Here is a 20,560-nt window from a genome sequence, read left to right as displayed (position 1 = left end):
TGGCATCATCAAACAATATATCGAGCAACAGCAAACGCCACTATAGGAAACGAAGATGGATGCCTTCGGCATCCGCGCTATTCATCCCCGCCCTGAACGACGGGGCTTTTCGCGCAGTCCGGGTAAGGTTCGATCCGACCAGAACCGCACGAACTCGATGGAGTCACAATTCCCGACGATGGGGGGTCGGGCACAACAATGGCGGAAAGTGCCGCAACCTCTTATAATGGCATTGTAAAAATCCATGTCATTTTTTTGAGTATACCGGCTCATGACCTCAGCACTTTCCACCCAACTCGATGCTTTGGGGCAACGGGCCCGCCAGGCCGCCCGTTTGGGCGCACGCGCCAGCACTGCGGCAAAAAATCAGGCTCTGCGCGCAGCAGCCCGGATTCTGCGCCGAGATCAGGAAAACCTCTTGACAGCCAATGCGCAGGACGTGGCCCATGCCCGTGCCCACGGACAGGAGGCAGCCTTCATCGAGCGCCTCACCTTGACCCCCAAATCCATCGAAGCCATGGCCAGCGGACTAGAACAGATTGCAGACCTGCCTGACCCGGTGGGCGCAATTAACGGGTTGACCCGTCGTCCCTCAGGCATCGAAGTGGGGCAAATGCGGGTCCCCCTCGGCGTCATCGCCATCATCTATGAATCCCGTCCCAATGTCACCGCCGATGCCGCCGGCCTTTGCCTCAAGTCGGGCAATGCCTGTCTCCTGCGGGGAGGGTCTGAAGCGCACCATTCCAACCAGACCATTGCCCGCGCTTTGCATGAAGGTCTGGAATCCGCCCAACTCCCCACCGATCTGATTCAGGTATTACCCATGACCGACCGGGCGGCGGTGGACATTCTGGTCACTCTGACCCAATGGGTGGATGTGGTCGTCCCGCGCGGAGGAAAGGGACTGATCCAACGCATTTCGGCCCTGGCCAGGGTACCGGTGCTGAAACACCTGCACGGCGTCTGTCATACCTACATCGATGCCGATGTGGACATTCCCATGGCCCTGCGCGTGGCAGACAATGCCAAGACCCAACGCTATGGCACCTGCAACACCATGGAAACCCTTTTGGTGCACCAGGACATTGCCTCTTCCATCCTGCCCCCCCTGGCCGCCCTGTATCAGGCCAAAGGCGTGGAACTGCGGGGGGATGAAGCGACCTGCTCGCTGATTCCCGGAGCCATCCCCGCCACGGAAGAAGACTGGTCCACCGAGTACCTGGCCCCGATCCTGTCCATTCGGGTCGTGCCCGATCTGGACGCTGCCCTCGATCATATTGCCCGGTACGGCTCCCAGCATACCGATGCCATTCTCACCCACCATTGGGAACATGCCCAACGTTTCCTGCGCGAAGTGGATTCCAGCTCCGTCATGGTCAACGCTTCCACCCGCTTTGCTGATGGCTTTGAATACGGGTTGGGGGCAGAAATCGGCATTTCCACGGATAAATTGCATGCACGGGGCCCCGTTGGCCTGGAAGGATTGACCAGTCAGAAATATATCGTGCTGGGACACGGGGAAACACGCACCGGATGAAATCCATGATTGGTGTACTGGGCGGGACCTTCGACCCGATCCATGATGGGCACTTGGCCATGGCCCAATTTGCCCGTTCCCAACTGGATCTGGCCAAAGTTCTGCTGATTCCTGCGGGGTTTCCCTGGCAGCGAGAACCGCGGGCTTCCGCCGAAGACCGTCTGCGCATGGCCGAGTTGGCCATTGCCCAGCAGCCCTTCATCGAAGTGGATGCACGGGAGGTTCGCCGTCACACCCCCACCTATACCCTGGACACCCTTGAGGAATTGCGCGCATCCTATGGCAGCGATCAATCCTTTTGTCTGATTCTGGGCAGTGACGCCTTCTTCAACCTCCCCACCTGGAAAGAGTGGATGCGCGTGCTGGATCTGGCCCATGTGGCCGTGCTGTGCCGTCCAGGATTTGACCTGCCCGTGGAACACTTTACCCCCCCTCTGCGCGAAGCCTGGAATGCACGGCAGAGCAGTGTTTCAGACCTCCAGAATTCCCTTGGAGGACGAATGATTCGCCTGGAAATGCCGCCCGTTCCCATTTCCTCCACCCAGATCCGTCATGCTCTGGCCCATTCCCTCCCCTCGCTGGAGGGTTTGTTGCCCCCACCCGTGTTGAATTACATTGAAACCCACCACTTATATCGCCTCCCATGAACCCATCCCTGTCTACTGTTCCAAATTCTCTCCTGCCCACCGTACTGAACGCCCTTGAAGACATCAAAGCAAAGAATATCGAAGTTTTGGATGTTCGTGCGCTGACCAGTCTGTTTGACACCCTGGTCATTGCCAGCGCCGATTCCACCCGCCAGACCCGCGCACTGGCACACCATGTAGCAGATGAGGTTCGCAACGCCGGCAGAAAAGTTCTGAGCATGGAAGGTCTACAGAGTGGGGAATGGATCCTGGTGGATCTGGGCTCCATCATCGTTCACCTCATGCAACCCATGATCCGTGATTATTATGACTTGTCTTCCCTGTGGAAAGGCCCCCTCAGGCCAGCATCGCTCATCGCCCAGGACCTTGCTCCTTGAAATTGCGTCTGCTCACCCTGGGCCAGCGCATGCCTGCCTGGGTCACTGAGGCATCCCGGACCTACGCAGCACGCATGCCCCGTGAATTCTCCCTGGACGTGGTGGAACTGAGGGCAGCCCCCCGTCAGGACGGACGCACGCGCGAACAACTGTTGACCCGTGAAGCCGATGATCTTCTGACCACCCTGGGCAGCACCCCTTTTCATGCCCTGGATGAACGGGGCAGTCTCTGGACCACCCTGGAACTGGCCAAAAAACTGGAGCAGGCTCAGCAGACCGGGGACTCCCTGGCTTTTGTGATCGGCAGTGCCGATGGTCTTCATCCCCGCATTTTTCAGCACTCGCGCGCGCCTCTGGCGCTTTCGCGCATGACCTTGCCCCATGGTCTGGCACGGGTTTTGATGGTGGAACAACTCTACCGTGCCGTCATGATCCTGAAAGGGCACCCTTATCATCGAGACAGTTGAGGATAACCCTGTGAATAATCAGATCCTGGTCAATATCACTCCGCAGGAAACCCGCATCGCCATCATGGAGTTGGGCGTCCCCCAGGAAATTCATGTCGAACGCTCCTCGGCACGGGGAATCGTGGGAAATATCTACTGGGGACGGGTGGCCCGTATCCTGCCGGGCATGCAATCGGCCTTTGTGGATCTGGGGCTGGAACGGGCGGCTTTCCTCCATGTCGGCGATATCTGGACCCCCCGTCATACGGACAACCCTCCCCGCCCCATTGAAAAAACCCTTTCCGAAGGTCAAACCCTGCTGGTTCAGGTCATCAAGGACCCCATTGGCACCAAAGGTGCCCGTCTCTCCACCCAGATCAGCATCGCAGGCCGTTATCTGGTCTATCTCCCCCAGGAAAATCATATCGGCGTTTCACAACGGATCGAAAGTGAAGATGAACGGCAAACCCTGCGCGAACGGGTTCAAAACCTGATTCCCCACTGTACCCAAGGGGGATTCATCGTCCGCACCGTGGCCGAATCCACCTCCGACAAGGAACTTCGCCATGATCTGGAATACCTGACCCAGCTCTGGACCGAATTGCAGGCAGCCTGTCGTCAAGCCACGGCCCCCTATCTTCTGTATCAGGATCTCAGCCTGGGACAGCGGGTCATCCGCGACTTCGTGATGGAGGATACCGACCGAATCATGGTGGATTCCCGGGAAAATCATGCCAAATTAATGGAATTTGCCCAACATTATTGTCCTCAGGCACTTCCCTTCCTGGAGCATTACAGCGGAGCCCGTCCGCTCTTTGATCTCTTCGGCGTGGAAGAAGAAATCGAAAAAGCCCTGTCACGCCGGGTCGACCTGAAATCAGGCGGATACCTGATCATCGACCAAACTGAAGCCATGACCACCATCGACATCAATACCGGAGGCTTCGTGGGGCACCGTAACTTCGATGAAACCGTTTTCAAGACCAACCTCGAAGCCGCTCATGCCGTTGCCCGTCAACTGCGCCTGCGCAATCTGGGGGGAATCATCATCGTCGATTTCATCGACATGGACCTGGAGGAACACCAACAGACCATTCTCGAGGAATTTCGCAAAGCCCTGGCACGGGATCGCACCCGCATCACGGTCAACGGGTTCACTTCCCTGGGCCTGATCGAATTGACCCGGAAACGCACGCGTGAAAGTTTGGCCCATGTGCTGTGCGAACCCTGCCCTTGTTGCAAAGGCAGCGCCCAACTCAAGACTCCCCAGACCGTGTGTTATGAAATCCTGCGCGAAATCGTGCGCGTTGCCCGCCAATACGACGCACGGGAGTTTCGCATCATCGCCCACCCGCTGGTCACCGATCTTTTTCTGGACGAGGAATCCCAGACCCTGGCCAATGTCAGCGACTTCATTGGCAAACCCATTACCCTGCAGACCTCCAACGATCCCAATCAGGAGCAGTACGACGTCATCTTTACATGAGGCGCTGCACCAGCATTTCCAGTGCCCCCACCCCGATCGTCAAGGAAAACTGAAAGAAAAGCATCAGAATGACGGGGCTCAGATCGATACTCCCCAGGGGTCGGATAAACCGCCGCAACACCCTCAAAAAAGGGTGGACCAATCCCTCCACGGCATCCAACAAAGGGCTATAAGGATTGATCCAGCTCAGCACCGCCAACAAAAACACGGCGGCCATCCAGACATACAGAATCTGACGCACCACTTCCACCAGGGCCAGCGCCATGCCCCAGGGCAGAAAATGCCCCACCCCGCCGCCGCCCAATCCAAGGGCAGGCAGACTCAAGCGGGAAAGGAACACGATCAGGTTCAGGAACCAGGCCCAGAACAGGGCGGATCGATCCCGCCCCGGCAAGGCAGTTAACACCGGACGAATCCAGTGCAAGGCAAACTCCGTCAAGGTCACGGCCAGTTTCATGAGCGGGTTGGGACGTTTCGGCACGACCCCTTCCAATAAATAGCGCAATACAGCCATGCTGGCAAGAAAAGTGCCCACCAGATCCACCAGCGACCTACCCCAATCGATCATCAAACCACATCCTCCAGTTCCCGCGAACGCTGAGCCGCCGCTTGTACTGCCTGTTTCAGAACCTGTGCCCAGGCCCCCTCCTCCAGTACCCGCAGCGCGGCTGCCGTGGTTCCCCCCGGAGAGGTAACACGCTGACGCAACCGGGCGGGTGCATCCTTTTCAGAACACGCCAGAAGCGCTGCGCCCCGCACCATTTCCAGTACCAGGGCATGACCCATTTCCGCCGGAAGTTCCAAATCAAGCGCCGCCTGTTGCAGGGTTTCCATCAAATAAAAAACATAGGCCGGACCGCTGCCTGACAAAGCCGTCACCGCATCCATCTGGGATTCCTTGGTCAACCAGTGAACACTTCCCACGGCATGCATCATGGCCTGGACCCGCGCCCGATCCTCTTCGGACACCTCGGGAAGGGCAAAGAGTCCGGTTACCCCGGCTTGAATCAACGCCGGGGTATTGGGCATGGCACGCACCAGATTGAGATGTCCCTTCAGACCGGCGCAGAGGCGTGAGGTCGTCCAGCCCGCCACGATACTAACCAGAAGTGTCGCGCCAGGCAGGGTGGGGAAATGTCCCAGAAGTTCGGTCATCTGCTGGGGCTTGATGGCCAGTACCACCGTGCTGGCCCCCCCCAGATCTGCCGGTACGGTGGAATACACCCGGATTCCCCAGCGGGCACCCAACTGCGCGGCGGTCACCTCATTCACTTCAACCACGGCGATATCGGAAAGCGCCTGACCATGGGACACCAGTCCCCCGATCAGAGCCGCCGCCATGTTGCCCCCGCCCACAAATAGAATACTCATCTTCAATTCTCCCGCCGTCCGAATAAAATCGTTCCCAGTCGCAATAGTGTAGCGCCTTCTTCCAGGGCCAGCGGATAATCTCCCGACATCCCCATGGACAGGGTATCCAGGGCATGGCCCGCCGCACGCAGCCATTCCAGTTGCTGGCGCAGCGCCGCAAAGTGACGACGAGTCGCCTCATCCCCCCCCAGCAATGGGGCCGGCGGCGCCATCAGGCCGCGCAGTATCACGCCCGGCATCTGCGCCACCGCCTCGGCCAATTCCGGGAGTTGAGCCGGACTGACGCCCCCCTTGCTGGCTTCCCCGCTGATATTGACCTGCAGACAAACAGACAGGGGAGTCTGACCTTCTCCCGCCCGAATCTCGGACAGGCGCCGAGCCTGGCCTTCTTCCGTCACACCATGAACCCAATGGAAATGGGCCGCAATGAGACGGGTTTTATTGCGCTGGATGCGCCCGATGAAGTGCCACTCGAGGTCGGTACGTCCCACCTGCGCCTGCTTTTCGAGGGCCTCCTGAACATAACTTTCACCGAAAAGACGCACCCCCGCCTCGGCAGCAGCACGAATCTCGGCCACCCCTTGCCCTTTGCTCACCGCAATCACGCGAATTTCCCGCGCCGGGGTCAAGGAAGCGAGGAGTGTCCGGATTTGCTGCCATTTTGAGACATCGAACATTACAAACCATTTAGGGTATCATCACAGGTTGAGATTTTAACCTTTATTGTGGAGAATGGTTATGGCAGGTTTGGCTCCAGACACTCCCTGGCCCACGGAAATCACCCTCCAGCAGATCTCGGGGGTCCTTGATATCACCTTCAGTGATGGTCACCAATATCATTTTCCCATTGAATTTCTCCGGGTGCGCTCTCCCTCGGCAGAAGTGCGGGGCCACGGCCCCGGTCAGGAAACCCTGCAAACCGGAAAACGTCAGGTGGGTATCCAGGAAATCCTTCCGGTGGGACACTATGCCATCCAGATACACTTTACCGACGGGCATAACACGGGCATCTACTCCTGGGACTATCTCCTCGATCTGGGTCTTCACCAGGAGGAATACTGGGCCGATTACCTCAACCGTATGGAAGCCGCCGGCGCCAGCCGCGATGCCCACTGACGATCATGACGAATACCCACTTTGGTTTCCAATCCGTCGCAGAAGATGAAAAAGCCGCCAAGGTCGCTGCGGTTTTTGATTCGGTGGCTTCCCGCTATGATGTGATGAACGACCTCATGTCGGCGGGCATGCACCGTCTCTGGAAGAAGTTCACCCTGCAGATCTCCGGCGTTCGTTCCGGATACCGGGTTCTCGATCTGGCCTCGGGCAGCGGCGATCTGGCCCGGGGTTTTGCGAAAAAAACGGGCAAGGAAGGGCTGGTTGTCATGACCGACATCAACCCTGCCATGCTCAACCGCGGACGGGACCGCGCCCTCGACCAGGGATTTCTGCTCCCCACCCTGCAATGTGATGCGGAACAGTTGCCTTTTCCCTCCGGTTACTTCCATTGCGTCAGCGTGGCCTTCGGGCTACGTAACATGACCCACAAGGAGCGGGCCCTCGAAGAAATGTACCGGGTCCTGAAACCTGGCGGTTGTGCCCTGATCCTGGAATTCTCCAAAATCTGGGAACCGCTCAAGCCTCTCTACGACCTCTACTCTTTTCAGGTGATTCCCAAAATTGGACGATGGATCGCCAAGGATGAGGAAAGTTACCAGTACCTGGCCGAATCCATCCGCATGCATCCAGACCAGAAAACCCTGGGCGCCCTGATGAATCAGGCGCGCTTCGAAAATGTCGAATGGTTCAATCTGAGTGCCGGCGTGGTGGCACTGCACCGGGGGTACAAAGAGTGATACGAGATCCGGCTCAAACCCTGTCGAAGGGGCTTCATGCCCTGTTGGATACAGCGCCCTGGGCCCTGGAACGGCTTCGCCCCTTTGCCGGACAGACCCTCATCCTGAACGTGGGTACCTGGCCCCTGTTCTTTACCATCGATGAACGCGGTTCCCTGGTGTTGAACCAGGAACGCCCCTCTGCCCCCGCCTTGACCCTCGACCTGTCGCCCTCTGCGCTGCCTCTGCTGCTTCTGCGCCCGGAGGAAGCGCTCCACCACCTGCATCTTTCAGGGAACAGCGCCCTGGCCACCGAAATCGGGTTTCTGGCCAAACATTTCCGTCCGGATCTGGAAGAATTGCTGAGTCGGGTGATGGGAGACCGGGTCGCTCATCGTTTGGGCATTTTTTTGAAACAGGGTGGCGCCTGGGCACGGGAAACGCTGTCCCGTTCCCAGAGAATGCTTCAGGAATACGCCACAGAAGAAATTCATCTGCTTCCCAGTCGGACCCAGGCGCAACGGTTCGCCCGGCAAGTCCACCAGTTGGATGAAGACCTCGGACACCTGGAACAACGTCTGGGCAAACTGCTCTGATGCGGGTCTGGCGGGTTGTCTTCATCCTTTATGTCGTCCTGCGCTACGGCCTGGACGAACTGGTACTGGCCCATGACCGTTTGGGCCCCCTGCGCCGTCTCAGTCGTGCCTTGCTGTTCTGGCGCCGTTTCAGTACGCCCCGCGCACTGCGCCTGCGTCTGGCCCTGGAACGACTGGGGCCCATTTTCGTCAAATTCGGTCAGGCCCTCTCCACCCGACGGGATCTGATCCCCACAGACATTGCCGACGAACTGGCCCGCCTTCAGGATCAGGTGCCGCCCTTCCCCGGAGAAGAAGCCGTCCGAATTCTGGAAAAGATCTATGGACGCCCGCTCTCCCAGGTCTTTGCCGAATTCGATGTCGAACCCATTGCCAGCGCTTCCGTGGCCCAAGTCCATTTTGCCATTCTCAAGGACGGCAAAAAAGCAGCGGTTAAAATTCTGCGCCCCGATGTGGACCGCATCATCCGGCGCGACGTCGCCCTCATGCTCACCCTGGCCCGACTGCTCGAATACGGGTTCAAGGAGGCCCGGCGTCTGCGCCCGGTGGAAGTGGTGGCCGAATTTCGCAAGCATCTGTCCGACGAGTTGGACCTGATGGTGGAAGCTTCCAACGCCAGTCAGTTGCGCCGCAATTTCTCCGACCGGCGCCTGCTCATCATCCCCGAAGTCTACTGGGATTACTGCGATACCCGAGTGATGGTCATGGAACGCATGTTCGGCATGCCCATCAGTCAAGTGGATCGACTGCGCGCACAGGGCGTGGATATTCCAAAGTTGGCGCGGGATGGCGTGGAAATCTTCTTTACCCAGGTTTTCCGGGATGGGTTTTTTCATGCCGACATGCATCCGGGCAATATCCAGGTGGCCGAGGACGGACGTTACATCGGCCTGGATTTTGGCATCATCGGCACCTTGACCACCGAAGACAAAAGCTATCTGGCACAAAATTTTCTGGCGTTTTTTCAACGGGACTATCAACGGGTGGCAGAAGCCCATATCGAAGCCGGATGGGTCCCCGCCCATACCCGCTCCAACGAGTTCGAATCGGCCATTCGCTCGGTGTGCGAACCCATTTTTGACAAACCCCTGCGCGAAATTTCCTTTGGCAAGGTACTGTTGCGCCTCTTTCAGGTTTCCCGCCGCTTTCAGATGGAAATTCAACCCCAACTGGTCCTGCTGCAAAAAACCCTGCTGAATGTGGAAGGCCTGGGGCGGGATCTCGACCCCGAACTGGATCTGTGGAAAACCGCCAAACCTTTTCTGGAACGCTGGATGAGCGAACAGGTCGGCTGGCGGGGACTGGTCAAGGCCGTCAAACGGGAAGGCGGGCAATGGGTCACCCTGGTCCCCCAACTTCCCCGTCTGATTCATCGCGCCCTCGAGGAAAACGTCCAACAAAACGCCCTGGCAGAGGAAGTGGCGCGGTTGCGTCAGCAACATCATCAAACCCAGCGCTGGATGATCTTCCTGATCACGGGAATGGGAATCCTTTTTGGAATTTTGCTGGCGCTGGCCTGGATGATCTGGATGGATGGTCCGGCCAATTAGTGTCCACTCTTTTCTTCTCAACTCATGGATGACCGACTATGCGCTATCGTCTGGGCTCAGATGCCCCTCAAGTTTCTCCCTCAGCCTTTATTGAAGAAAGCGCCACCCTCATCGGCAAAGTCTTTCTGGAGGCTGAGGCCAGCGTATGGTGCCAGGCAGTTCTGCGGGGCGACAATGAACCCATTCATATCGGACGACGCAGTAATGTGCAGGATGGTGCACTGCTCCATACCGACCCTGGGGCCCCCCTCACCGTGGCAGAAAATGTCAGTATCGGACATGGGGCGGTGCTGCATGGCTGTACGGTGGGTGCCGGTTCGCTGATCGGAATCCGGGCGGTGGTTCTGAATCATGCCGTCATTGGAAAGAACTGCCTGATCGGTGCCAATGCCCTGATCACCGAGGGCAAGCAGATCCCCGATAACTCCCTGGTGGTGGGGAGTCCCGGACGGGTCATCCGCACCCTGAACGCGGAGGAGATTGCTGGACTGGCACACAATGCCGATGTGTACGTGGACCGTGCCGAACAGTTCCGGAACACCTGTGTGCGTCTTCCCGACCCCCTCGCCCCTGAGCATGAGTGATTTCTCCTCTGAAACCCGTTTGATCCCCGGTCCCGCCGGCCTTCTGGAAACCGTCATCGATCGTCCCCCAGGCTCTGCCCGTGGTTTGGCCCTGGTGGCCCACCCCCATCCACTGTTTGGCGGCACCCTGAATAACAAGGTCACCCAGACTCTGGCCCGCGCCTTTACCGGTCTGGGTTACGTCACCTGGCGCATGAACTTTCGGGGCGTGGGCAACAGTACCGGAAACTTCACCCAGGGACAGGGCGAAACCGAAGACTGGCTGGCCCTTCATGCGCTGGCCCTGCAGGAAACGGCGGGTGAGCCCTTGCTTCTGGCCGGGTTTTCTTTTGGGGCTTTCGTCATGAGCGAAGTTGCCCGCACTCTGCCTTGCCAGCGTCTGGTTCTGGTGGCCCCTGCGGTGGGTCATTTTCCCGTGGGCACCGTTCCGCCCCAAACCCTTGTCGTACATGGAGAGCGAGACACCACCGTGCCTCTGGCGGAGGTGCTGCACTGGGCCGAACCCCAGGACCTCCCCGTTCTGGTGATTCCCGGCGCCGACCATTTCTTTCATCAACGCTTGATCCTGTTGCGCAACTGGGTTAGTCTGATCTGTCGTTCCTGACCTTCCTTCGAGAAACCTGTGCTGCTGCTTTCGATCAAATCCTTCCATATCATGGCCATGGTGACCTGGTTTGCCGGACTGTTCTACCTCCCTCGCCTCTTCGTCTATCACGCACAATGCCCGGAATCGGATACACTGGGACGGGAACGCTTCAAGATCATGGAGCGCAAATTATTCTGGGGCATCACCACCCCGGGTGGCGTATTTACCCTTCTTTCCGGTTTGTTCATGGCCTTTGGACTGGATGACCGGGGCGGCTGGCTGTATGCCAAACTGGCCCTCGTAACCTTGCTGGTGGCCTATCATGTCTGGTGCGGTGCCCTGGTCAAAGCCTTTGCCCGGAACCTCAGCGCCCACGGCCATGTCTGGTACCGCTGGTTCAACGAATTTCCGGTACTGGTTCTCATCCCCGTGGTCATTTTGGCGGTCTTCAAACCCTTCTGAGTCTTTCCATGAATCCTCTCAACCAATTTTTTTTCTGCCCCTGCCCGCGCGGACTGGAAGACGTACTGTCCCAGGAACTGGCTTCCCTGGGGGCCCAGGATATTACGCCCCGGGACTCCGGCGTGGGCTTCACGGGAAGTTATCGCCTGGCCATGGGCGTCAATCTGGAAAGTCGCCTCGCCAGTCGGGTTCTCTGGCAAGTGGCCAAGGGCACCTATCATTCCGAACAGGATCTTTACGATCAGGCCATGGCCTTGCCCTGGAGTGACTGGTTCTGCGTGGAACAAACCCTGAAGGTGGATACCCGGGCCCATCATTCTCCCTTGCGTAGTCTGGATTTTGCCACGCTCCGCATCAAGGACGCCATCTGCGACCACTTTCGCGCGCAACAGGGTCAGCGTCCTTCCATCGATACCCATCAACCGGAAATCCGCGTCTATCTGTTTCTGGATGCCACCCATTTCACCCTGTCTCTGGATACCTCGGGCGACGGGCTATTCAAACGCGGGACACGACCAGAGGCCGGGGATGCCCCCCTGAAGCGCAACCTGGCAGCGGGCCTGCTGGCTCTGGCCCAGTGGCAACCGGGTCTGCCCCTGCTGGATGCCTTCTGCGGCGCAGGCACGATCCTGCTGGAGGCAGCGGAGCAGAGTCTGCAGCGCGCGCCGGGACTGAACCGCTCCTTTGCCTTTGAACATCTGCGTTCGTGGCCGGTGACCCAGCATTGGCCCGCCTTGCTCGAGGAAGCCCATGCCCGGGTCCTGCCGCCTACCCCTTTACCCCTGTGGGGCCAGGATCTGAAGGGCGATGCCCTGGAACTCACCCGTCTCAATCTGGCTGCTGCCGGACTGGAAGGGTGTGTGAGCCTGAAGCAGGTCAACGTGCTGGAGTCTTCCCCTCCCTGTCCTTCGGGGCTGCTCCTCAGCAACCTGCCCTATGGGGTGCGGCTCGGAGAACAGGCAGAGTTGTCCCTGTTCTATCCCGCCCTGGGCAATACCCTGAAACAGCGTTATGCCGGCTGGACGGCCTGCCTGTTCAGCGCTGACCTGACGCTCCCCAAATCCCTGCATCTCAAGGTCACGCGCCGTACCCCCCTGTACAATGGTGCCCTCGAATGTCGCTTGTTCCGCATTCCCCTGGTGCAAGGGTCAAACCGCTCCTGAAGGGAAGAAGCGCGCCCGCGTCTTGCTGTAATATGACAGTCACATGAGGGGTGTATAACACTTCCTCATGGACACGCATATCGATTTAATTCCCCCTATGGAGGCGAATTTGGGAGCCCATATTCTGGTCGTGGAAGACGAGGTCGCCATTCAGGAATTGATCACCCTCAATCTGGCTCAGGCCGGTCACGAAACCGAGGTCGCCGCCAACGGACTGGAGGCCCTTTCCCGCGTACAGGACATGCTTCCCGACCTGATTCTGGTGGACTGGATGTTACCGGGCATGAGCGGACTGGATTTGGTCCGGCGCCTGCGCGCCCACCAGCGGACACAGCGCGTCCCCATCATCATGCTGACGGCACGGGTGGATGAATCGGACAAATTGCTCGGACTGGAATCCGGCGCGGATGATTACATCACCAAGCCCTTCTCCATTCGGGAACTGAATGCGCGCATCAAAGCCGTGTTGCGTCGGCGCGCCCCCCAGATAACAGAGGATCCGGTTCTTTTCAAGACCCTGTCTCTGGACCCCACCACCCACCGGGTGCACGCCGGGGGCACAGAGATCCCCTTGGGACCCACCGAATTCAAGTTGCTCCACTTTTTCATGACCCACCCGGAGCGGGTCTATTCCCGGACCCAGATTCTCGATCATGTCTGGGGAGATCACGTTTTCATTGAAGAACGCACAGTGGATGTCCACATCCGCCGTCTCCGTCTGGCCCTGGAAACCACCGATCATGACCGGTTTTTGCAAACCGTTCGGGGAGCGGGTTACCGCCTGACAGCCCTTACCTGAGCAGATCCCCCCCAACCCCGGCGTGGATGATACTCTCTAGTCTTCAAGTTTTTTTCAGGTTGATGGATCATGCGGTCGTTTGTCAAATACGTCCTGGGGGTTCTCGTCACGGTTCTGGTTTTATGTGCCGGGATCACCGCTCTTTGGGGCTGGGCCTGGGGCCTGGGACTGCTGGCCCTGTTCATGGCTGCCGTGGCGGCACGGGATGCCTGGAAGTTACAAACCCTGCACCACTGGCTTCAGGAACAGCAACTCTCTCCGGGATACCAGCCGGGACGAACCTGGGAACAGGTTTTCGGACGGTTGCATTCCCTGGAGAAGCGCATCGATGAGAACCAGATCCGCCGGAAGGAGGCCATCGAACGTTTCCAGCAGGTCCTGACCCTGCTGCCCAGCGGAATCGTGATCCTCGATCAAACCCACCGTATTCTCTGGTGCAATCCTGCTGCAGAAGCTCATTTACAGATTTACCTGGAGCAGGATCGAGGTCAAAGTCTGTCCTATCTCATCCGCCAAACCGAATTCCAGAACTTCCTGGACCAGAAACCAGCCCCCGACCAACGCAGTATCCTGCATCGACGCGCCCAACAGGACCTCTCCCTGGCCTTGCAACTCATTCCTTACAGCATCGATGAACGGATGCTGGTCACCCAGGACATCACCCAATGGGAACGGGATGAAAAAGTACGACGGGATTTCGTGGCCAATGTTTCCCATGAACTGCGCACTCCCCTCACCGTAGTGGGGGGGTTCATCGAAACCCTGCAAGACAGTGACCCACTGCCGCCCGCCACTCAGGAACGCATTTTTCAGATCATGGAAACCCAGACCGACCGGATGCGCCGACTGGTGGAAGAATTGCTCTCTCTGTCCCGTCTGGAAAGCCAAACCGGAGTCGCGCCGCTCACCCCCATTCCCCTTTCCGCCTTGCTCACTCCAATGCTGCTGACTGCCCACCAGTTGAGCCAAGGGCAGCATACCATCGATACCCAGGGTGATTTCGATCATCGTACCCTGCTGGGAATCGAATCGGAACTCTCGAGCGCCTTCGGTAACCTGGTGGCCAATGCAGTGCGCTATACCCCGCCGGGAGGACAAATCACACTGTCCTGGCGGGAAGAAGGGGAAGAGGGGATTTTTACGGTACAGGACACGGGCATTGGCATCGCTGCCGAACATATTCCCCGTCTCACGGAACGCTTCTATCGGGTGGATCAGGCCCGCTCCAGGGATACCGGGGGGACGGGCCTGGGATTGTCCATTGTCAAGCAAATCGCCCTGCATCACGATCTCACCCTCATCGTGGACAGTCAGCCGGACAAAGGCAGCACTTTTGCCCTTCGTTTTCCTGCCCATCGTCTGGGACTGCCCGAAAACGAACGGCCCTGATAGAATGGAAAGACTTTTTCCAGAGACCCGCCATGCCTTCCCAGGATATCCAGATCATCAACAAACTCGGGCTCCATGCCCGTGCTTCCGCTAAATTATCGCAAACCGCCTCGGCCTATCCCTGTGAGGTCCGGATCGGACGCAATGGACGACAGGTCAATGCCAAGAGCATCATGGGCGTCATGATGCTGGCGGCAGGCCGGGGTAGTTGGGTCACGCTGGAAACCTGCGGAGAAAAAGAAACGGAAGCACTCCAGGCGCTGGCCACTTTGATCGAAAACCGTTTCGACGAGGGAGAATGAGATGAGTTTTGCGCTTCATGGCAGCGCAGTCGCCCACGGCATTGCCATCGGACGGGCGCACCTGTTTTCCCAAACCACTCTGGAAGTCACCCGCTATATCGTGCTTCCCGAGCAGCGCCCTGCCGAGATTCAACGCTTCGAACAGGCTCTGCACCAAGTCACCCAGGAACTCGAAGAACTGGAACGGCAAATCCCGCTCGGGGCCCCTGCCGAAATGGCAACCTTTCTGCAATTACATCGACTCATCCTGAAGGATGAGATGCTGGCACGCACGCCCAAGCAGTGTATTCAAACCCAGGGCTGCAATGCCGAATGGGCATTGAAACAACAACTGGACAACCTGATCCGTCAGTTCGAAGAAATGGAGGACCCCTACCTGCGCCAACGTCGGGACGATATCTGGCAAGTGGGCGAACGCGTGCTCAAGGCACTGACCGGACAACCTGCGCCAAACCTCCCCGCCCATCACGAAGCGGCAGACCGAATTCTGGTGGCCCACGACCTGAGCCCGGCAGATATGGTTCTGTTCAAGGAACACCCCTTCCAGTCCTTCATTACCGATATTGGCGGGGCGACTTCCCATACCGCCATTCTGGCACGCAGCCTCGGAATTCCCTCCGTCGTGGCCCTTCACCATGCCTGGCAAATGATTCGCGAAGGAGAACTCCTGATCGTGGACGGCATGGCGGGGGTCGTCATTGTAAATCCGGACAACCAGATTCTGGCCGAATATCGCCTGCGTCAGGAACAATGGTCCCTGGAACGGCAAAAACTGAAGCGTCTACGCACCACCCGTGCCACCACACTGGATGGAACGCCCATCGAACTGCTCGCCAACATCGAGATGCCCGGAGACGTGGATGCCGTCAAAAAAAGCGGCGCACGGGGCATCGGCCTGTTCCGCACCGAATTCCTGTTCATGAACCGTTCCAGCCTGCCAGGCGAAGAGGAACAATTTCATGCCTATCGACAAGTCGCCGAGGCCTTGCGTGGACTGCCCGTCACCATTCGCACCCTCGATATCGGTGCCGACAAACCCGTGGAACCCAGCGGCATCGTTTCCACCCTGAACCCGGCGCTGGGACTACGGGCCATTCGTTACTGCCTCGCCGAACCCCAGATTTTCCTGACTCAAATCCGCGCCATTCTGCGCGCTTCTCACTTTGGTCAGGTCCAGATGCTCCTGCCCATGCTCTCCAGCCGCTCCGAATTGCTCCAGACCCTGACCCTGGTGGAACAGGCCAAGGCCGAACTCACCCAACAAGCCATTCCCTTCAATCTTCATCTCCCCATTGGCGGCATGATCGAGGTTCCGGCGGCGGCCCTGGCCCTCCCCCTGTTTCTGGACAAACTGGACTTTTTGTCCATTGGCACCAATGACCTGATTCAGTATACCCTGGCCATCGACCGCACCGACGATGCGGTGGCGCATCTTTTTGACCCGCTCCATCCGGCGGTCCTGATGCTCATTGCCCATACCCTGCGCACCGCCCAGAAAGCCGGCAAACCCATTGCCATCTGCGGGGAAATGGCCGGCAACCCCACCATGACCCGTTTGCTCCTCGGCTTCGGTCTGCGTGAATTCTCCATGCATCCCGCTCACCTGCCCGAAGTCAAGCAGGTCATTCTGAAAACCAGCCTGGCCGACCTCCAGAACCCGGTGAAGCGCATGCTCTCCACCCATGATCCCGACAAACTGGAGGAAATTCTGACCCGCCTCAATCAGCAGGTGTGCTGATACCATACTGCTGGCGATAGGCGTGCACACGCCCGAGGGTCTCGATCTGGGTTGAATCCCTGGCCAGATGGGCCACCAGATGATCGAGGGTCGCCACGCTACAGACAGGGAGCCCCCATTGGTGGGTTACTTCCTGAGTGGCGGACAGTTCAGCCTGACCCCGTTCCATGCGATCCAGGGCAATCACCACCCCTGCCGGCAGGGCTTGGACCTGGTTGAGCAGAACCACCGATTCGCGCACGGAGGTCCCGGCTGAAATTACATCATCCACGATCAATACGCGCTTCCCCTGTGGGTCAGCCCCCACCAGAACACCGCCTTCCCCATGATCCTTGGCTTCCTTGCGGTTGTAGGCAAAGGGCACATCCCGTCCCCGGCGGGCCAGCGTCAGGGCGATGCCCGCCACCAGGGGAATTCCCTTGTAGGCCGGTCCGAAGAGAAGATCGAAGGGAGGCGCCTGAGCCTCGATGGCATCGGCATAAAATTCGCAGAGAGTTGCCAAGGCCGCCCCCGTATTGAACAACCCGGCGTTGAAAAAATAGGGCGACAGGCGCCCCGCCTTGGTCTTGAACTCACCAAACCGAATCACCTGCCGCTCCACGGCAAAGGCGATGAAACGCTCAGAAAAATCACTCACTCCCATCTCCCATGACTCCAATAGTCGGTTAAAGCATTTCAATCAAGGACCTTTGCACTCCAGGGCCCGAATATCCCGTCGCAAAGCCCACAACAGCCCTAACCCAGGCAGAGCCGCCACGGTCGCCACCAGAAAATACACCTCCCAGCCCGCCCATTCCGACAACCAGCCCGCCACCGGCCCCATGGAAACCCGCCCGATGGCCGCCAGCGCCGAGAGCAGCGCAAACTGGGTCGCGCTATAGCGCGGGGTGCACAAACTCATGAGCAGGGCGGCAAAGGCGCTGGTTCCCATACCGCTGGTGAAGTTCTCGAGAAAAACCGCCCCCACCATGGCCGGGAAGTGATGCCCCCAGGCCGCCAATCCCACAAAGGACAGGGTCGCCAACCCCTGAATCCAGCCAAAATACCACAGGCTGCGGTAAATTCCCCAACGGAGCATCAGCATGCCGCCCACAAAACTGCCCCCCAGGGTGGCCATCAACCCCACCCCCTTGCCAATGCTCCCGACTTCAGCCAGACCAAAACCCAATCCGCGCAAAAGGAAAACAGAAGACAGCGCAAAGGCCAGGGCATCCCCCAGTTTGTACAACACCACCAGGCTCAGCAGGGCACGGGCACCGGGACGGCCAAAATAATCTTGCCACGGTCCCGTCATGGTTTCGCGCCAGGATCCCTGCACCGGCGCAGGAGCCTCGGGTTCCCGCGCCCAGAGGGTCCCGAGGATACCCACTCCCAGGGCCAGGGCCATCACATCGTAGGTGCCTGCCCAGCCCACTTTGGCCGCCCACACCAAGGCCAGGGCCCCCGCGCACAGCATGGCCAGACGATAACCCAGCATGGCCGCACTGGCACCCAATCCCCGCGCCTCTGGAGGCAGGAGATCGGTCCGGTAGGCATCCACCACAATGTCCTGGGTGGCGGAGGCCAGCGCCAACCCCAGGGCAATGGAGGCCAGCAAGGCGGGAGGAGCCGAACTTTGAGTGTGCCCCAAAACCAGGATCAGACCCAAAGTCATGAATTGGGTCACCAGTATCCAGCCCCGCCGTCGTCCCAAAAAGGGCAAAGAAAATCGGTCCAGCCAGGGTGCCCAAAGAAATTTGAGGGTATAGGGAAGCCCCGCCAGAGTGATCCAGCCAATCTGCGTCAACGGAACCCCCTCCATGGTCAGGCGGGCTTGCAGGGTGGCGCCACTCAGGGAAAGCGGGAGGCCGGAGGAAAACCCGAGCAAAAGAAGGACCCCCAAGGTCCGAACGCCGTCACGCCCCTTCAGGAAACCGGCGCGCATCAAACCCTGCCTACGACCCAGAGGGATACATGGCACTCAACCCCGGAAGCGGATACGATAGTAGGCGAGACTACCCAACAGGTTGGGCATGAGTTCCACGGTATGACCCGAGGGATTCATCACCCGCCGCTCCATGACCTGTACGCCGCTACGGGCGCACAACGCCTCGAAATCATGGAGCGTACACAGGTGGACATTGGGGGTGTCATACCATTCGTAGGGCATATCCACAGACTTGGGCATGGTTCCATTCAAAACCTGCCAGCGGTGTTTCCAGTAACCGAAATTCGGAAAAGTGACGATACCTTCGCGCCCCACCCGCAACATTTCACGCAAAATTTCTTCCGTGTGACGCATGGCCTGCAACGTTTGGGAAAGGATCACGGTATCGAAGGAATGATCGGAAAAACCCGACAACCCTTCTTCCAAATTGACCTGCAACACCGAAACACCCTGGCGCAAAGCCGCCACCACCTGTTCCGGAATGATTTCGATGCCATAGCCGCTGACCCGTCGAACCCGTTGGAGGTGGGCCAGCAACTGACCATCCCCACAGCCCAGATCGAGCACCCGACTATCCACAGACACACCCTGGGCAATCAGTTCGTAGTCGGCGCGGATCATGGGCGGCACTCCCCGGCAATCCGTTCAAGATAGGCGAACATCACTGCGAAATAATCCTCATTTTCCATCAAAAAAGCATCATGCCCCTGATTGGAATCGATTTCCGCATAACTCACCACCGCCCGGTTATCCAGCAGAGCCTGGACGATTTCACGGGAGCGGGCGGGGGAAAAACGCCAGTCCGTGGTAAAGGACAGAACCAGGAACTGCGCGCGCGCAGGCTGCAGCGCCTGTGCCAGATCACCGCCCGTGGCGCGTGCCGGATCAAAGTAATCCAGGGCCTTGGTCATGATCAGATAGGTATTGGCATCAAACCGTTCCGAAAACTTTTTTCCCTGATAGCGCAGGTAGGATTCAATTTCGAATTCCACTTCGAGGGAAAAATGGGGCGCTCCTCCGATCAATTCCCGCCCGAACTTTGTCATCATGGCATCATCACTCAGGTAGGTGATATGCCCCAACATCCGGGCCAGACGCAGCCCCCGTTCCGGCACGACTCCCTGCGCATAGAAATCTCCACCGTAGAAATGGGGATCGCTGGTAATGGCCTGACGCGCCACTTCATTGAAGCCGATATTCTGGGCAGAAAGACAAGGAGCAGCGGCAATGATCAGGGCATGACGAACCCGTTCAGGGAAACGAATCGTCCATTGCAGGGCTTGCATGGCCCCCAGACTGCCCCCCATCACTGCAGCAAAGGTGGAAATTCCCAAATGGTCCGCCAGACGGGCCTGGGACTCGACCCAATCTTCCACCGTCAGAAATGGAAAACTCGCCCCATAAGGCTGTCCCGTCACCGGATTCAAACTGGAGGGACCCGTGGAACCATGACAGCCCCCCAGATTATTGACCCCGATCACAAAAAACCGCTCCGTATCCACGGGTTTACCGGGCCCCACCATGTTTTCCCACCAACCCACCCCATGAAGATCCCCGGCATATTGACCGGCCACATGATGGGAACCGGACAGGGCATGACAAACCAGAATGGCATTGTCCTTCCTTTCGTTGAGGACCCCGTAGGTTTCATACACCAGTTGGTAGTGGGGCAATACGGTGCCGGAGGACAGGCGCAAAGGAACATCGAAATACGCCACTTGCGGGAAGACGATGCCAACAGAGGATGCAGTCCGGGTCATCACGTACG

24 protein-coding genes are annotated in these 20,560 nt (G+C 58.5%); 17 read left to right on the top strand and 7 right to left on the bottom strand.

The annotated features are described in order from the left end of the window. Nucleotides 1–271 precede the first annotated feature (271 nt). Genes IV91_RS0102340 through rng form a run of 5 tightly spaced genes read left to right on the top strand, consistent with a single transcriptional unit; the run spans nucleotide 272 to nucleotide 4,493 of the window. Nucleotides 272–1,537 carry a glutamate-5-semialdehyde dehydrogenase gene (locus tag IV91_RS0102340; protein ID WP_031595709.1) on the top strand — a complete coding sequence of 422 codons (1,266 nt, stop codon included), beginning with the start codon at nucleotides 272–274 and terminating at the stop codon, nucleotides 1,535–1,537. A 5-nt stretch (nucleotides 1,538–1,542) separates the two neighbouring features. Further along, nucleotides 1,543–2,184, top strand: coding sequence for a nicotinate-nucleotide adenylyltransferase (gene nadD, locus IV91_RS0102335; RefSeq protein WP_160171515.1), 642 nt, complete (start codon nucleotides 1,543–1,545; stop codon nucleotides 2,182–2,184). Next, the gene (rsfS, locus tag IV91_RS0102330; protein WP_031595705.1) at nucleotides 2,181–2,561 is read left to right on the top strand and encodes a ribosome silencing factor; all 381 of its coding nucleotides are present in this window, start codon (nucleotides 2,181–2,183) and stop codon (nucleotides 2,559–2,561) included. The genes nadD and rsfS overlap by 4 nt, the downstream gene beginning before the upstream one ends. Further along, a complete protein-coding gene (gene rlmH, locus IV91_RS0102325) occupies nucleotides 2,558–3,028 on the top strand; it encodes a 23S rRNA (pseudouridine(1915)-N(3))-methyltransferase RlmH (protein ID WP_031595703.1) in 471 nt (156 codons plus the stop codon). Before rsfS ends, rlmH begins: the two co-directional genes overlap by 4 nt. Nucleotides 3,029–3,038: 10 nt before the next feature. Then, complete coding sequence (gene rng / locus IV91_RS0102320; RefSeq protein ID WP_031595701.1) at nucleotides 3,039–4,493, top strand: ribonuclease G; 1,455 nt, start codon at nucleotides 3,039–3,041, stop codon at nucleotides 4,491–4,493. Here rng and IV91_RS16610 read toward each other — a convergent pair. The 3 genes from IV91_RS16610 to IV91_RS0102305 are packed head-to-tail and all read right to left on the bottom strand — an operon-like array spanning nucleotide 4,486 to nucleotide 6,541. Then, nucleotides 4,486–5,061 carry a YggT family protein gene (locus IV91_RS16610; RefSeq protein ID WP_051861886.1) on the bottom strand — a complete coding sequence of 192 codons (576 nt, stop codon included), beginning with the start codon at nucleotides 5,059–5,061 and terminating at the stop codon, nucleotides 4,486–4,488. The genes rng and IV91_RS16610 overlap by 8 nt on opposite strands. Continuing rightward, nucleotides 5,061–5,864, bottom strand: coding sequence for a pyrroline-5-carboxylate reductase (gene proC / locus IV91_RS0102310; protein WP_031595698.1), 804 nt, complete (start codon nucleotides 5,862–5,864; stop codon nucleotides 5,061–5,063). Before proC ends, IV91_RS16610 begins: the two co-directional genes overlap by 1 nt. 2 nt (nucleotides 5,865–5,866) lie before the next feature. Then, nucleotides 5,867–6,541 carry a YggS family pyridoxal phosphate-dependent enzyme gene (locus IV91_RS0102305; protein ID WP_031595696.1) on the bottom strand — a complete coding sequence of 225 codons (675 nt, stop codon included), beginning with the start codon at nucleotides 6,539–6,541 and terminating at the stop codon, nucleotides 5,867–5,869. A 61-nt stretch (nucleotides 6,542–6,602) separates the two neighbouring features. Between IV91_RS0102305 and IV91_RS0102300 the strand changes: the two genes are divergently transcribed. The 12 genes from IV91_RS0102300 to ptsP all read left to right on the top strand — a co-directional run bounded on the left by IV91_RS0102300 (nucleotide 6,603) and on the right by ptsP (nucleotide 16,865). Next, the gene (locus tag IV91_RS0102300; protein ID WP_031595695.1) at nucleotides 6,603–6,980 is read left to right on the top strand and encodes a gamma-butyrobetaine hydroxylase family protein; all 378 of its coding nucleotides are present in this window, start codon (nucleotides 6,603–6,605) and stop codon (nucleotides 6,978–6,980) included. Between the two features lie 5 nt (nucleotides 6,981–6,985). Beyond that, nucleotides 6,986–7,717 (top strand): bifunctional demethylmenaquinone methyltransferase/2-methoxy-6-polyprenyl-1,4-benzoquinol methylase UbiE, encoded by a 732-nt coding sequence (gene ubiE, locus IV91_RS0102295; RefSeq protein ID WP_031595693.1) that lies wholly within the window; start codon nucleotides 6,986–6,988, stop codon nucleotides 7,715–7,717. Beyond that, nucleotides 7,714–8,292 (top strand): ubiquinone biosynthesis accessory factor UbiJ, encoded by a 579-nt coding sequence (locus IV91_RS0102290; RefSeq protein ID WP_051861884.1) that lies wholly within the window; start codon nucleotides 7,714–7,716, stop codon nucleotides 8,290–8,292. The genes ubiE and IV91_RS0102290 overlap by 4 nt, the downstream gene beginning before the upstream one ends. Next, entirely contained in the window at nucleotides 8,292–9,842 is a 1,551-nt protein-coding gene (gene ubiB, locus IV91_RS0102285) for a ubiquinone biosynthesis regulatory protein kinase UbiB (protein WP_035416993.1), read from the top strand. Before IV91_RS0102290 ends, ubiB begins: the two co-directional genes overlap by 1 nt. 38 nt (nucleotides 9,843–9,880) lie before the next feature. After that, nucleotides 9,881–10,426 carry a gamma carbonic anhydrase family protein gene (locus IV91_RS0102280; RefSeq protein WP_031595687.1) on the top strand — a complete coding sequence of 182 codons (546 nt, stop codon included), beginning with the start codon at nucleotides 9,881–9,883 and terminating at the stop codon, nucleotides 10,424–10,426. Continuing rightward, nucleotides 10,419–11,030, top strand: coding sequence for an alpha/beta hydrolase (locus IV91_RS0102275; RefSeq protein ID WP_031595686.1), 612 nt, complete (start codon nucleotides 10,419–10,421; stop codon nucleotides 11,028–11,030). The genes IV91_RS0102280 and IV91_RS0102275 overlap by 8 nt, the downstream gene beginning before the upstream one ends. Before the next feature lie 24 nt (nucleotides 11,031–11,054). Continuing rightward, the gene (locus IV91_RS0102270; protein WP_031595685.1) at nucleotides 11,055–11,474 is read left to right on the top strand and encodes a CopD family protein; all 420 of its coding nucleotides are present in this window, start codon (nucleotides 11,055–11,057) and stop codon (nucleotides 11,472–11,474) included. Nucleotides 11,475–11,482: 8 nt separating this feature from the next. Further along, nucleotides 11,483–12,637: a THUMP domain-containing class I SAM-dependent RNA methyltransferase gene (locus tag IV91_RS0102265; protein ID WP_031595684.1), complete on the top strand. Its 1,155-nt coding sequence runs from the start codon at nucleotides 11,483–11,485 to the stop codon at nucleotides 12,635–12,637. Nucleotides 12,638–12,746: 109 nt separating this feature from the next. Beyond that, nucleotides 12,747–13,436, top strand: a complete 690-nt coding sequence (gene phoB, locus IV91_RS0102260) for a phosphate regulon transcriptional regulator PhoB (RefSeq protein ID WP_031595683.1) — start codon at nucleotides 12,747–12,749, stop codon at nucleotides 13,434–13,436. 69 nt (nucleotides 13,437–13,505) lie between these two features. Further along, complete coding sequence (phoR, locus tag IV91_RS0102255; protein WP_031595682.1) at nucleotides 13,506–14,825, top strand: phosphate regulon sensor histidine kinase PhoR; 1,320 nt, start codon at nucleotides 13,506–13,508, stop codon at nucleotides 14,823–14,825. A gap of 32 nt (nucleotides 14,826–14,857) precedes the next feature. Further along, entirely contained in the window at nucleotides 14,858–15,127 is a 270-nt protein-coding gene (locus IV91_RS0102250) for an HPr family phosphocarrier protein (RefSeq protein WP_031595681.1), read from the top strand. 1 nt (nucleotide 15,128) lies between these two features. After that, the gene (gene ptsP, locus IV91_RS0102245) at nucleotides 15,129–16,865 is read left to right on the top strand and encodes a phosphoenolpyruvate--protein phosphotransferase (RefSeq protein WP_031595680.1); all 1,737 of its coding nucleotides are present in this window, start codon (nucleotides 15,129–15,131) and stop codon (nucleotides 16,863–16,865) included. On the opposite strand, the gene pyrE is transcribed toward ptsP, so the two are convergent. Genes pyrE through metX form a run of 4 tightly spaced genes read right to left on the bottom strand, consistent with a single transcriptional unit; the run spans nucleotide 16,846 to nucleotide 20,552 of the window. Then, a complete protein-coding gene (gene pyrE / locus IV91_RS0102240; protein ID WP_031595679.1) occupies nucleotides 16,846–17,502 on the bottom strand; it encodes an orotate phosphoribosyltransferase in 657 nt (218 codons plus the stop codon). The genes ptsP and pyrE overlap by 20 nt on opposite strands. 42 nt (nucleotides 17,503–17,544) lie before the next feature. Continuing rightward, nucleotides 17,545–18,789: an AmpG family muropeptide MFS transporter gene (locus IV91_RS0102235; protein ID WP_051861883.1), complete on the bottom strand. Its 1,245-nt coding sequence runs from the start codon at nucleotides 18,787–18,789 to the stop codon at nucleotides 17,545–17,547. 36 nt (nucleotides 18,790–18,825) lie between these two features. After that, the gene (metW, locus tag IV91_RS0102230; RefSeq protein WP_031595677.1) at nucleotides 18,826–19,413 is read right to left on the bottom strand and encodes a methionine biosynthesis protein MetW; all 588 of its coding nucleotides are present in this window, start codon (nucleotides 19,411–19,413) and stop codon (nucleotides 18,826–18,828) included. Then, nucleotides 19,410–20,552 (bottom strand): homoserine O-succinyltransferase MetX, encoded by a 1,143-nt coding sequence (gene metX / locus IV91_RS0102225; protein WP_031595676.1) that lies wholly within the window; start codon nucleotides 20,550–20,552, stop codon nucleotides 19,410–19,412. Before metX ends, metW begins: the two co-directional genes overlap by 4 nt. Between the last annotated feature and the right edge of the window lie 8 nt (nucleotides 20,553–20,560).

Origin of the sequence: Ferrovum myxofaciens, assembly GCF_000735045.1 — a bacterium.
Lineage (GTDB): Bacteria > Pseudomonadota > Gammaproteobacteria > Burkholderiales > Ferrovaceae > Ferrovum > Ferrovum myxofaciens.
The sequence above is the reverse complement of the archived record's forward strand: the minus strand, read 5'-3'. Positions and strand labels throughout refer to the sequence as shown.